13 protein-coding genes and 1 pseudogene are annotated in these 12715 nt (G+C 66.1%); 11 read left to right on the top strand and 3 right to left on the bottom strand.

Annotation, left to right across the window (positions count from 1 at the left end; translation table 11 throughout):
• Positions 1 to 38: 38 nt before the first annotated feature.
• The 6 genes and pseudogenes from corA to HAP48_RS43655 all read left to right on the top strand — a co-directional run bounded on the left by corA (position 39) and on the right by HAP48_RS43655 (position 5675).
• Positions 39 to 1097: a magnesium/cobalt transporter CorA gene (gene corA, locus HAP48_RS43680; protein WP_166205887.1), complete on the top strand. Its 1059-nt coding sequence runs from the start codon at positions 39 to 41 to the stop codon at positions 1095 to 1097.
• A 187-nt stretch (positions 1098 to 1284) separates the two neighbouring features.
• Complete coding sequence (locus tag HAP48_RS43675; protein WP_166205886.1) at positions 1285 to 2070, top strand: ATP12 family chaperone protein; 786 nt, start codon at positions 1285 to 1287, stop codon at positions 2068 to 2070.
• 64 nt (positions 2071 to 2134) lie between these two features.
• Entirely contained in the window at positions 2135 to 3727 is a 1593-nt protein-coding gene (gene fliK, locus HAP48_RS43670; protein WP_166205885.1) for a flagellar hook-length control protein FliK, read from the top strand.
• Complete coding sequence (locus HAP48_RS43665) at positions 3724 to 3987, top strand: EscU/YscU/HrcU family type III secretion system export apparatus switch protein (RefSeq protein WP_166205884.1); 264 nt, start codon at positions 3724 to 3726, stop codon at positions 3985 to 3987. The genes fliK and HAP48_RS43665 overlap by 4 nt, the downstream gene beginning before the upstream one ends.
• Before the next feature lie 131 nt (positions 3988 to 4118).
• Positions 4119 to 4932, top strand: a pseudogene (gene blaOXA / locus HAP48_RS43660) (class D beta-lactamase).
• A gap of 86 nt (positions 4933 to 5018) precedes the next feature.
• The gene (locus HAP48_RS43655; RefSeq protein ID WP_166205883.1) at positions 5019 to 5675 is read left to right on the top strand and encodes a carboxymuconolactone decarboxylase family protein; all 657 of its coding nucleotides are present in this window, start codon (positions 5019 to 5021) and stop codon (positions 5673 to 5675) included.
• A gap of 232 nt (positions 5676 to 5907) precedes the next feature.
• Here HAP48_RS43655 and HAP48_RS43650 read toward each other — a convergent pair whose 3' ends face one another.
• Positions 5908 to 7263 (bottom strand): aminotransferase-like domain-containing protein, encoded by a 1356-nt coding sequence (locus HAP48_RS43650; RefSeq protein WP_166215687.1) that lies wholly within the window; start codon positions 7261 to 7263, stop codon positions 5908 to 5910.
• A 373-nt stretch (positions 7264 to 7636) separates the two neighbouring features.
• On the opposite strand from HAP48_RS43650, the gene HAP48_RS43645 reads away from it, so the two are divergent.
• A complete protein-coding gene (locus HAP48_RS43645; RefSeq protein WP_166205882.1) occupies positions 7637 to 8500 on the top strand; it encodes a DMT family transporter in 864 nt (287 codons plus the stop codon).
• A gap of 203 nt (positions 8501 to 8703) precedes the next feature.
• Here HAP48_RS43645 and HAP48_RS43640 read toward each other — a convergent pair whose 3' ends face one another.
• Entirely contained in the window at positions 8704 to 9105 is a 402-nt protein-coding gene (locus HAP48_RS43640) for a DUF4260 domain-containing protein (RefSeq protein WP_166205881.1), read from the bottom strand.
• 163 nt (positions 9106 to 9268) lie between these two features.
• On the opposite strand from HAP48_RS43640, the gene HAP48_RS43635 reads away from it, so the two are divergent.
• From HAP48_RS43635 to HAP48_RS43620, 4 genes are all read left to right on the top strand, one after another.
• Entirely contained in the window at positions 9269 to 10801 is a 1533-nt protein-coding gene (locus tag HAP48_RS43635; RefSeq protein WP_166205880.1) for an acyl-CoA carboxylase subunit beta, read from the top strand.
• Between the two features lie 135 nt (positions 10802 to 10936).
• Entirely contained in the window at positions 10937 to 11284 is a 348-nt protein-coding gene (locus HAP48_RS43630) for a hypothetical protein (protein ID WP_166205879.1), read from the top strand.
• A 411-nt stretch (positions 11285 to 11695) separates the two neighbouring features.
• Positions 11696 to 11854, top strand: a complete 159-nt coding sequence (locus HAP48_RS43625) for a hypothetical protein (RefSeq protein ID WP_166205878.1) — start codon at positions 11696 to 11698, stop codon at positions 11852 to 11854.
• 145 nt (positions 11855 to 11999) lie between these two features.
• A complete protein-coding gene (locus HAP48_RS43620; RefSeq protein WP_166205877.1) occupies positions 12000 to 12311 on the top strand; it encodes a twin-arginine translocation signal domain-containing protein in 312 nt (103 codons plus the stop codon).
• 65 nt (positions 12312 to 12376) lie between these two features.
• Here the strand turns inward: HAP48_RS43620 and HAP48_RS43615 are convergent, their stop codons facing one another.
• Positions 12377 to 12646, bottom strand: a complete 270-nt coding sequence (locus HAP48_RS43615) for a GCG_CRPN prefix-to-repeats domain-containing protein (protein WP_029081715.1) — start codon at positions 12644 to 12646, stop codon at positions 12377 to 12379.
• Between the last annotated feature and the right edge of the window lie 69 nt (positions 12647 to 12715).

Below are 12715 nucleotides of genomic sequence, written 5' to 3'. Positions count from 1 at the left end.
CGAGACCTGCGGCGCGGACGTTTGTCTGCAGCAGTTCAATGGTGCAGGGAGCGACAGTCTTGAGACAGCGGGCTCGCCTACGACCTGTCGAAGTCAATTCCGCGCCGGAGCGCCTCTCGCCGAGCGAGCCAGGCGTGGTCGCAGCGAGCGTCTATGTCAGCGGGCGACGCGTTTCCGATATTTCGATCGAGGAAGCCGGCGAGTGGTCGAAGAAATCCGGCCATGTGGTCTGGATCGGGTTGCATGAGCCTGACAAGGCGCTGCTCGAGCGCGTTGCCGCGCAGCTGGACCTGCACCCCCTGGCGATCGAAGACGCCTCCACTGCACATCAGCAGCCAAAGGTCGAGCAGTACGACGACGCGTTGTTCGTGGTGGCGCGCACCGCGCAAATCGTCGATGACGAGATCGCATTCGGCGAGACGCATATCTTTCTCGGAACCGGCTACGTCGTCTCGGTGCGGCATGGCGCATCGAGTTCTTACAAGGCTGTTCGGGCTCGCTGCGAGTCATGTCCGGCTTCGCTTTCGCAGGGCGAGGACTACATCCTCTACGCCATCCTGGACTTCATCGTCGACAATTACGGACCCGTTATCGAAAGCGTGCAGACCGAGGCAGAAGAGCTCGAAAAGGAAGTACTGCAGAGGTCGCTGGTCCGGCGGGAATTCGACCGCTTGTACAGGTTGCGGCGGGATCTGCTCAGTCTGCGGCGCGCGGTCGGTCCGGTGGTCAATGTCTGCAAACGGCTTGAGCATGCCGATCTGATCGCGATGGACAAGGAAATGAAGCCGCTGTTCCGCGACGTGCTCGATCATGCCAAGCGGGCCGAAGAGGATATCGATTCGCTCCGCGAAATTCTGGCCTTCGTGTTCGAAGCCAGCATGATGGCCGGACAGGCGCAACAGACGGCGATCACCCGCAGGCTGGCGGCATGGGCCGCGATCCTCGCCGTGCCGACGGCGATTGCCGGCATCTACGGCATGAACTTCGAGCACATGCCGGAGCTGAAGTGGGAATACGGCTACTACTATGTGCTGGCCGGTATCCTCGGCACCTGCGCTCTGCTCTATGCGCGTTTCAAGCGTGATGGCTGGCTTTAGCCACGTTCGCTTCTGCCAGACAATCCGGGGTCATCGGACGGGCCGGTCAACGGAACCCGGGATCGGCGGTGGCGGCTTCGAAAACCGCCGAGACGGGCGAAATTTGACGCGTCGCATCAGCTTTATTTGCCGTTGTCCCTGACATATCTTGCGGGCAAATCCATCTGAACGAAAGCTGGCCGGCGCGATGCGCGAACTGTTTGACGAACCCGCCGAACAATCCCCGCTCGATCCGCAGGAGGCGGTGCGGCGCCACATCCGCACGCCCCGGCGCAAGCGCTTCTACACCGGCGCCGGCGTCACTGACGCCAGTGGCGGATTTGCGATCACGCTCGATGGCAAGCAGATCCGCTCGCCGTCCGGCAAGCCGATCGTGGTGCCGACGCGCGCCCTTGCGGACGCGGTCGCGGCGGAATGGAATGCGCAGGGCGAGACCATCGATCCCATGACCATGCCGCTGACGCGGCTAGCCAACAGCGTGATCGAGGGGGTGATCGATCGCGTCGACGAGGTCGCCGACGACGCCGCAAAATTCCTCGGCAGCGACCTGCTGTTCTATCGCGCCGGCCATCCCGATTCCCTGGTGGCGCGCGAGGCCCGGCATTGGGACCCGATCCTGTTCTGGGCCGCCGATGCGCTCGGCGCCCATTTCGTGATGGCCGAGGGGGTGATGCATGTCGGCCAGCCCGAGCCCGCGATCAAGGCGGCGCGCGCGGCGTTCCCGGCCGATCCATGGTCGGTCGCGGCGCTCCATGTGGTGACGACGCTGACCGGCTCGGCGCTGCTGGCGCTGGCCTTGATGCATGGTGTCTGCGACGAGGACCAGATCTGGGCCGCCGCCCATGTCGACGAGGACTGGAACATCGAGAAATGGGGCGTCGACGAGGAGGTCGCCGTCCGCCGCACCGCCCGGCAGGTCGATTTCAAGGCCGCCGCCGGCGTCCTGAGGGAGCTCAAGCCGGCCGCCGGTTAACGAGGGGTTTACGGCGCCGGGCTAGCCTGCGGCACGTCCCTCGCGCCTGGCCGAAACCTTCGACATGGCACTTGCGATCAATCCCGTGCTGCCGGTGCTTGCCTCGAACGAGGCGGGCAGTGTTGCGCCAGACCTCACGCTCGAGGCGGGCAGCGTCGTCAACGCGCAGGTCTTGAAGGTGCTGTCGGCCGATCTGGTGCGGATCGCGATCGCGAGCCTGTCGATCGACGTCCAGACCGAGGTGCCGCTGCAGCAGGGCCAGAATTTGCAGCTTGCGGTGTCGCAGACCAGTGACGGCAGCGTCCGCCTGCAACTGGTCGGGCCGGGCGCCGACGCCGGCGATGCGGTGCAGCTGTCGCCGCATGCCCAGGGGGCGGCCGACGTCAGCGCCGCGTCGCAGCCCGTCGCCACGGCGCCGAAGGCGGTGCTGACGCCGCTCGAGCGCGTCACCATCACCGCAACGGCCCAGAACGCGGCGGCGGTGCAGGGCAGCCAGGCGCCGCTATTTGCCAATCTCGCGGCGGTCGCCTCGGCCAATCTGCCGCCAAAGCTTCAGGCCGCGATCGCACAGGTGCTGGCGCAGCAGACCGGCCTCGACGAGAATCTGAGCGGCGATGCCGTCAAGACCGGCTTCCAGAAATCCGGCCTGTTGTTCGAGGCGACGCTTGCCTCGGGCGTTGCGCCCGCGAGCGGCAGCGCGCCCGATCTGAAGGCCGCGCTGATCGTGCTGCGCCAGGCGCTGACGTCGCTTGGTGCCGGCGACACCGCCAAGCCTGCATCCACGCCACTCCAGCAACCGACGCTTGCCAATGCCGGCACGGCGCCGAGCATCGTGCCGGCGCCAACGGGCGACCTCGACGTTCAGGAAATCCTGCTGCCGCAGGCCCGCGTGCCGGTTGCCGACGATCTCAGCCGCGGCGCCACTGGGCTCGCCGGGGTTCTCGCGGATGCGCTCGATGCCGGGCCGTCGGCGGGCGGCACGCTCAATCTCATTCAGGAAGCGCTGCACGAGCTCGGCAACCCGGCACGGCAGGCCGCCGCGCCAAGGGAGATGCTGCCGGGCGAAGTGTCCGCACGCAGTAACACGCCGCCACCGCCGTTTCACGGCGCGCTGCCGTCGGCGCAGGCCGTGGCCGAGCCGTCGATCGCGCCGGGCACGCCGATTGCTGCCGCCGCGCATCGCCTCCTGGAAAACACCGACGCGGCACTGGCGCGGCAGACGCTGCTCCAGGTCGCCTCGCTGCCGGATCGCGGCGATGGCCAGCGTCCGCAGCTCGACGCGATGGTGCCGCGCTGGAATTTCGAGATCCCGTTCCTGACCCAGCAGGGCACGGCGATGGCGCAGTTCGAGATTTCCCACGACGGCGGCGGCAATGAGGTCGAGGCCGCCAAGCGGGTATGGCGGGCGCGCTTCACGCTCGACGTCGAGCCGGCCGGCCCGGTGCACGCGCTGGTCTCGTTGAACGGCGAGCGCACCTCGGTGCGGATGTGGGCCGAGCGTCCCTCGACCGCCGCGCAGCTGCGCGCCGGCGCATCCGAGCTCAGCCAGGCACTGAGCAGGGCCGAGCTCACACCCGGCGACATCGAGATCCGCGACGGCAGCCCGCCGCAACCTGCGCCCGCGCGCGCCGGCCACTTCCTGGACCGCGCATCATGAGCGACGCGAACAGCCAGCTCGCGGTCGCCCTGCATTACGACCATTCCGGCGCGCCGCGCGTGGTGGCCAAAGGCAAGGGCGCGATTGGCGCCAAGATCATCGAGGTCGCCAAAGCCAACGATATCCCGATCGAGGAGAACGAGGTTTTGGCCGGCGCGCTCTCCAACGTCGAGCTCGGCGACGAGATCCCGGCCGAGCTCTACAAGGCCGTCGCGGAGGTCTTGGTGTTCGTGCTGCGGCTGTCGGGCCGGGTGCGATAGCGATAGCGTTTTCGAGCGAAGTGGGCACCGGTTCGCGTGAAGAAAATGCGTCAAACAAGCAAGTCCGATTGCCATCGTTTTACCACGATGGCATCAGCATCGTCGTCAACCCGAACTGTTCAGGTCTCCTCGTGATCAATCGCCGCCATGCGCTCGGTCTGCTTGCTGCCGCAGGCATTCTGCCGTCGCGCAGCTTCGCCAACGTGTCCTACCAGCGCAGCGAGTTTCGCGAGGATCTGGCAAAGCGCTTCTTCGATCTCGGCACCGAAGGTACCTTCGTCGGCTACAAGGTCGACGATTATCTGATCATCGCGAGCGACAAGGTGCGCTCGGGCGAGGGCAAATTGCCGGCCTCGACCTTCAAGATCCCGAACGCGCTGATCGCGCTCGAGACCGGCGTGGTGCAGGACCCCGACAAGGACGTCTTCAAGTGGGACGGCACAACGCGCAGGATCGAGGCCTGGAACGAGGATCACACGTTGCGCTCGGCGCTCGCGGTGTCGGCGTTCCCGGTGTTTCAGGAGATCGCCCGCCGGATCGGCGAGGAGCGGATGAAGAAGTACGTCGACATCATCGACTACGGCAACCGCGACGTCGGCGGCGGCATCGACCAGTTCTGGGTGACCGGCAATTTGCGGATCGATCCGGTGCAGCAGATCGATTTCCTCGACCGGCTGCGCCGCGGCGTGCTGCCGGTCGGCAAGCGCAGCCAGCAGCTGGTGTGCGACATCCTTCCGGTGACGAAGGTCGGCGACGCCGTCATTCGCGCCAAGACCGGACTGACCGACAAGGAGCACGGCTCGCTCGGCTGGCTGGTCGGCTGGGTCGAGAAGGGGCAGTGACGTCACCGTGTTCGCGATGAACATGGACTGCAAGACCCAGGCGCAGATCGACGCGCGGATGAGCGTCACGCAGCAATGCCTCACCGATATCGTCGCGCTGTGACGGGCTGACCTGCGCGCGGCGCGGCTGGCAGGCGCATCACGGCTCGACTAGCATGCCTCCGTCAAAAGCAAGAATCGGAGGAAATCATGCAATCAGCAACCGTCTGGCTGTCGTCGCTCACGCTGGCCGCGGCCGGTGGCTGGCTCGCGGCCACGATGTTCTCGGCGCCCGCCACCAGCAAGGAGCCGCGCTTCCCGCAGCTCACCATGGAGCAGCTCAACGATCTGCAAAAGCCGCTCGGCGAGCAGATCATGAAGGTGTCGAGCGTCGGCATCGGCGGACCCTACAATCCGATCATCAGGAGCCCGGTGCTCGGCCAGCGCCTCTACGATCTCTTTTATTACCTGCGCTGGCAGACCTCGGTGCCGACCAGGCTGAACGAGTTCGCGATCCTGATCATCGGCCGGCAGTGGCGCTCGCAGGTCGAATGGTTCGCGCATGCACCGCTCGCGGCCAAGGCCGGGCTGTCGGCTGACGTGATCGCCGAGCTGAAGGCCGGCAACCGGCCGTCGAAAATGGCCGAGGACGAGGCCGTCGTGTACGATTTCGTCACCGAGCTGACCACGACCAAGAAGGTCTCCGACGAGACCTATGCGCGGGCCAAGAAAATCTTCAACGACCAGCAGATCGTCGATCTCACCGCGCTCGCCGGCAATTACGTGATGGTCGCGATGATCCTGGCGATGGCCGAGGAGACCGTGCCGCCTGGCAAGGAGGAGCCGTTTAAGGTGGGTGAGAAGTAGTCGCCGCGTCGGTCAGGTGCTCGGGCAGTGGACTCTGCTTCACCTCGCCCCGCGTGCGGGGAGAGGTCGGAACGCATCGCGAGATGCGTTCCGGGTGAGGGGGAGTCTCCGCGAGCGCAGCTATCACCGCTTATGCGGAGATAGCCCCTCACCCAACCCTCTCCCCGTGAAGGGACGGGGCGAGGGAGCGCAGCGCCGTCGCGGCGGCTATTCAACCCAATCTCATCGCGCTCTACCGCCGGATCGCCCGCTGCAAGGCCGGCATCAGCCTGGGGTCGCGGCATTGCGCGACGTTGAAGCGCATGAAGGCGGATGCCGTCTGCGAGGCGCTGAATACGTTGCCGGGCGCCAGCACGACATTGTCGGCGAGCGCCGCGCGCGCCACGTCGGCGGAATCGCGGCCGTCGGGCAACTCGCACCACAGATAGAAGCCGCCGCGCGGCATCAGCCAGGGCTCGATGCCGATGCGCTGCAGTCTGTCGCCGACGTCGCGGCGGGCGCGGGCGAGGCGCCTTCGCAGCTCCTCGACATGCTTGCGATAGAAACCGCTCGACAGCACGCTCGCGATGATTTCGGTTGCGACCGCGCTCGGGCCGCCAAAACCGGTCGCGACCTGGAGGTCGACGAGATCTTCGATCCAGTCCGTCCGTGCGGCGATGAAGCCGCAGCGCACCGAGGCCGACAGCGTCTTGGAGAAGCTGCCGATCCGGATCACACGGTTGAGCCCGTCGAGCGCGGCGAGCCGCGCCGACGGCTCCGGCTCGAAATCGGCGAAGATATCGTCCTCGACAATCGTCAGATCATGGGCCGCCGCGGCATTCAGCACGCGATGCGCGGTTTGCGGCGACAGCGTCGCGCCGGTCGGATTATGCAGCGCCGAATTGGTGACATAGAGCCTTGGCCGCTCGGCGGCCAGCACCGCTTCGAAGCTTGCGACGTCGGGCCCTGACGCGGTGTAGGGCACGCTGACGATTTTCACCTGATGCGCGCGCAGCAGCGCCCGGAAATTGAAGTAGCAGGGATCGTCGACCAGCACGGTGTCGCCGGGCCGCAGCAGGAAGCGGCAGACCAAATCGATCGCCTGGGTGCCGGACGCGGTGAGCAGGAGCTGCTCCGGCGGGACCTCGAGGCCCTCGTCGGCGAACCGCGCCATCAGGATGCGACGCAGTGCGAGCGAGCCGCGGGTCGCGCCATAGTCGGAAAGCACGGCGTCATCGGCCCGCGCCAGGCTGCGCAATGCGCGTCGCAGCGCTTCGGTCGGCATCCATTCGGCCGGCAGCCAGCCGCAGCCCGGCTTCAGCGCGCCGTCTTCGGCATCGAGCGATTGCCGCGACACCCAGAACGGATCGACGGCGCGGTCGCGCTGCGGCTGGTCCTTGGCCAGCGCGAGCGGCGGCAGCGCGGTTGAAGAGACATAGAAGCCGGAGCCGGGCCGCGGGCGGATCAGGCCCTCGGCCACCAGTCGGTCATAGGCCTCGACGACGGTGGAGGGCGAGACGCCCATCGTGGCGGCAAGGCCGCGGATCGAGGGCAGGCGGTCGTCGGCCACCAGCGCCCGGCTCGCCACCCTGGCGCGGATCGCGTTCATCACGTCGGTGGTCCGCGTCGCTCTCGGCGGATCGGATTGCGGCGCATCGGATGGCTGTTGCAAGTGTATGCCTACCTTCATCCATACAGTTTTGCGATATTGTACTGATCTGTAGCTGCCTTGGCGAGCCCCCGACCGCTATGTTCGCTGGGACGAGCAAGATGAGATTCGGTTGAATCGGTCTGGCGGCAGGCTCGCTGCACCTCTCCCGCTTGCGGGGGAGGTCGACGCGCGTAGCGCGGCGGGTGGGGGATCTTTCCACGATACGACTCGCGGTGATACCCCCACCCCAACCCTCCCCCGCAAGCGGGAGAGGGGGCGCACTGGTGCTCGCGGTTCGACCCTATCTCGCAATGCGCGAAAGCAAGGTGCGATGGACAAGGCTTCGATCGATGGCTGGGGCAGCGGCCTGCTCGGCGTGATTATCTTCAGCGGCTCGCTGCCGGCGACCCGCGTCGCGGTGGCCGGGTTCTCGCCGCTGTTCCTGACCTCGGCGCGCGCCGCGATCGCGGCGCTGCTCGGTGCCGCGCTGCTCGCGGTGTTGCGGCAGCCCTGGCCGCAGCGCAAGGATTTGGTGTCGCTCCTCATCGTCGCGCTCGGCGTCGTGATCGGCTTTCCGCTGCTGACCGCGCTGGCGCTGCAGCACATCACCTCGGCACATTCGATCGTGTTCATCGGACTGTTGCCGCTGTCGACCGCAATATTCGCTGTGCTGCGCGGCGGCGAGCGGCCGAAGCCGCTGTTCTGGCTGTTCTCCTGCATCGGCAGCGCGACGGTCGCAGCCTTCGCCTTGTCGGGCAACGGCTCGGCGTCGCTGACCGGCGACCTCCTGATGGTTGCGGCGATCGTCGTCTGCGGCCTCGGCTATGCCGAAGGTGCGGCGCTGTCGCGCCGGCTCGGCGGCTGGCAGGTGATCTCCTGGGCGCTGGTGCTCTCGGCGCCGGTGGTGCTGCTGATGACGATCATGACGCTGCCGCCGAATTGGGACGGCATCGGCGCGCCGGCCTGGCTCGGGCTCGCCTATGTCTCGATCTTCAGCATGCTGGTCGGCTTCGTGTTCTGGTATCGCGGGCTCGCGATCGGCGGCATCGCCAGCGTCGGCCAGCTGCAATTGCTGCAACCGTTCTTCGGCCTCGCGCTGGCCGGGCTGTTGCTGCACGAGCCGGTCGCCTGGTCGATGATAACAGCGACCATGCTCGTCGTGGTCTGCGTCGTGTTCGCGCGCCGGTTCGCGTGAGTGGTGAGGAGGCCCGGGGGCCCAGGCGCCGCAGGCCAGGTAGCTGCCCCACAACACAACGCCGTCCGCTTGAAATATCCGCGGGCGGCGTTGGTCCTAGCCCCAGGAAGGGTGGTGCAAAATCCCTGGCAGTTATAGGTCGGCTGCGCCGGCAAAGGTTCAGGCAAAATCGCTTGCCGGGGACGTCATCGCTTCATACCGGGCTATTGCGCTTTGCCGATCCGTCCGAGGTGGGTGGTGCCAAATCCGACCGAATATTTCAGCCCGTAGCCGAGCGCGCGGTCGATCCCGATATGGGCGAGCCAGATCATCGCGATCGACAGCACCAGCGGCCCTTCGCCGGCAAGGCCCAGCGTCATCAGCGCCACCGGCGCCAGATAGGTGTGGGCGGCGTTGTAGGCGATGGCGCCGACGCGAGGGCCGGCGAGATAGGCGGCAAAGCTTAGGTCCGGCACCAGGAACAGCAGGACATAGACCAGCCAGGACCCTTCCCATTTGTAATAGAGCACGGTCATCCCGACGAACAGCACCAGGCCCTCGAGCCGGAGCAGGGTGCGCACCCCACCGGTTGCCGCGCCGGTTTCCGTCACGGTTGTCTCGGTCATCGCTGTCTCCCCCACATGTCGGAAAATCCTACCGTTTTTGCGCCCGATACCGCCCACAAGCGGCTTTCCGGTTCCGAAATTGCCGTGCTAAAGCCATTTCCGAACGAAGCGGGACCCCGGCTGGCGCCGGGACGCGGACTGTAGCTAACACGGGCGGAAACAAATGAAAGACATCCTCGACACCCTCGAAGAGCGGCGCGCCGGCGCGAAATTGGGCGGCGGCGAAAAGCGCATCGAGGCGCAGCACGCCCGCGGCAAGCTGACCGCCCGCGAGCGCATCGAGCTTCTGCTCGACAAGGGCTCGTTCGAGGAATTCGACATGTTCGTCGAGCACCGCTCGACCGAGTTCGGCATGGAGAAGAGCAAGGTTCCCGGCGACGGCGTCGTCACCGGCTGGGGCACGGTCAACGGCCGCAAGACCTTCGTGTTCGCCAAGGACTTTACGGTGTTCGGCGGCTCGCTATCGGAAACCCATGCGCTGAAAATCACCAAGCTCCAGGACATGGCGATGAAGGCGAGGGCGCCGATCATCGGCCTCTACGACGCCGGCGGCGCCCGTATCCAGGAAGGCGTCGCTGCCCTGGCGGGTTATTCCTATGTGTTCCGCCGCAACGTCATCGCCTCGGGCGTGATCCCGCAGATCTCCGTCATCATGGGCCCCTGCGCCGGCGGCGATGTCTATTCGCCGGCCATGACCGACTTCATCTTCATGGTGAAGAACACCAGCTACATGTTCGTCACCGGCCCCGACGTGGTGAAGACCGTCACCAACGAGGTGGTCACCGCCGAGGAGCTCGGCGGCGCCTCGGTGCACGCGACGCGCTCCTCGATCGCCGACGGCGCGTTCGAGAACGACGTCGATGCGCTGCTGCAGATGCGGCGGCTGATCGACTTCCTGCCGTCGAACAACACCGACGGCGTGCCGGAATGGCCGAGCTTTGACGATATCGGCCGGGTTGACATGTCGCTTGACACGCTGATCCCCGACAATCCGAACAAGCCCTACGACATGAAGGAACTGATCCTGAAGGTCGTCGACGAGGGCGACTTCTTCGAGATCTCGGAGACCTTCGCCAGGAACATCGTCACCGGCTTCGGCCGCATCGCCGGCCGCACCGTGGGCTTTGTCGCCAACCAGCCGATGGTGCTGGCCGGCGTGCTCGACAGCGATGCCTCACGCAAGGCCGCGCGCTTTGTTCGTTTTTGTGATGCCTTCAACATTCCGATCGTCACCTTCGTCGACGTGCCGGGCTTCCTGCCCGGCACCGCGCAGGAATATGGCGGCCTGATCAAGCACGGCGCGAAACTCTTGTTCGCCTATTCGCAGTGCACGGTGCCGCTCGTCACCATCATCACCCGCAAGGCCTATGGCGGCGCCTTCGACGTCATGGCGTCGAAGGAAATCGGCGCCGACATGAACTACGCCTGGCCGACCGCCCAGATCGCGGTGATGGGCGCCAAGGGCGCGGTGGAGATCATCTTCCGCAGTGACATCGGCGACCCCGACAAGATCGCCGCGCGCACCAAGGAATACGAAGACCGCTTCCTGTCCCCCTTCATCGCCGCCGAACGCGGCTACATCGACGACGTCATCATGCCGCATTCGACCCGGCGCCGGATCGCGCGGGCACTGGCGATGCTGAAGGACAAGAAGGTCGAGATCCCCGCGAAGAAGCACGACAATCTGCCGCTGTGAGGAGAGCGCAGGGTGGGTTAACGCAAGCGTAACCCGCCATCTTCTCCGCACGATCCGCGGCGGGTTACGGCTTCCACCTTCGCTCGTTGAGCTACGGCGGACGCAGTCGCCTAACCCGCCATACAGGTTTCACCGATGACCGAAGACGATCCGACCGACGAGATTTCAGAGATCGAGGCGCGGATCGAGGAGCTTGCCGAGAGCGCCGAACGATCGCGGCGGATCATTCTCGGCTCGAAGGTCGCCATCGCGGGCGGTTTTGCGTTGCTGCTCATCGCGCTGCTCGGCCTGTTGGGCTCCGGTGAGACGGCAGCCCTCGGATCGATTGCGCTGGTGCTCGGCGGCATCGTGTCGCTTGGATCGAATGTCAGCACGTTGCGGCAGACCGAGGCCGCGATCAGCACCGCCGAGGCGCGCCGCGCGCGTCTGATCGGCGGCATCGACCTGCGCCTGGTTCACGATGCGCCGCTGAAGCTGATGTGAGGCGATGTCGTAGCCCGGATCAGCCAACGGGTCGCGCGAACGCGCGCCCGATGACTGGCTCCGCGATATCCGGGGCCGGACTATCGGTGCGGCGCGCACCGTCCCGCATGTCGCTTCGCTGATGTCGCGAGAGTGCGAAGCTGTGTCCCGATCCTCATCTGTCTTCGCCCGGCTCGACCGGGCGATCCAGTACGCCGCGGCCTCTCGGCTCACGCACAGGCGTCTCTGGAATACTGGATCACCCGCTTTCGCGGGTGATGATACCGAAGACGCTGTTTGACATGTGAACCGGAATCCCACCCCACGTCGTCCCGGGCAAGCGAAGCGCGACCCGGGACCCATAACCACCAATGGCAATTGTGTAAGCGACGCTGGGTCCACAGCTCGCTTCAACAACACGACCCTGTGGTTATGGGTCCCTGCTTCGCAGGGACGACGAGTGGAGAAAGCACGGAGCGCGCGATCAACAGCGATGACATGAAGCGGCTGGTCGCCGACTTCAACCGCGACTGGCCGGAGGTGACGCGCACGCGCGATCTCCTGGTGCTCGCGGAGGAGGTGACGGCGTGATGGTTATGTGACGTCACAACCTCGCGAATACAGCTGCGATGCATCGGGTTCCGTGAAAGCTGAACGCGCGGTTCAGCGAGCGTTCAGGCCGTGGCGAAAAAACTGGCTGACGCCTTGTCCAACGCAGCAACAAAGGGAAACTCTCATGGAACGCCGGGATTTTCTGAAGATCGCCTTCGGTGTTGCCGCCGGTGCGGTGACGTTCGCAGCGACCGCGCAGGCCGCGCCGCTCGCTCCGCTTCCCCTCAATCACGATGCACGCGCGCCGGCCGCTGGCGATGCGCATCCGGCCGTCACCACGGGCGAGGAAGTCGATCGCCTGAAGCCCGAGCAGGTGCGCTGGCATCACCGCCACTGGGGTTGGCATCACAGGCGCTGGCACCACAGGCATTGGGGCTGGCGCCGCCGCCATTGGCGCAGGCATCATTGGCGTCATCATCACTGGCGCCGCTGGTGACATTGACTTGACGTCAAAGAAAAACCCCGCGCGAGGCGGGGTTTTGTTTGCGCAGATGTGCCGGATCAGATCGGGCGGCAGCGGCCGTAGCGCCAGGCAAAGCCGTAGGGGCAGGCGCGGACGCGCGGCGCGACCACGACCGGGCCGGGCGCGACGACGATGGGGCGCTCGACCACGACCGCGCCCGGAGCGACGACGACGGGGCCACGATTCCTGACGCAGCCGCCATAGGGGCCGCGGTGCCAGCCCGGGCCGCAACCGCCGGCAGCATCAGCAGCGCTGATGCCGGCGAACGCGGTCGTCACCAAAACAGCTGCTGCAAAAAGATACTTCATGTCTTCTCCTTTTTAATTGGGCCGCGCTGCGGCACCGCAACAAACTTTTACTTACCGATTCGCCCGGCC

Source organism: Bradyrhizobium septentrionale, from assembly GCF_011516645.4.
Taxonomy (GTDB): domain Bacteria; phylum Pseudomonadota; class Alphaproteobacteria; order Rhizobiales; family Xanthobacteraceae; genus Bradyrhizobium; species Bradyrhizobium septentrionale.
The sequence above is the reverse complement of the archived record's forward strand: the minus strand, read 5'-3'. Positions and strand labels throughout refer to the sequence as shown.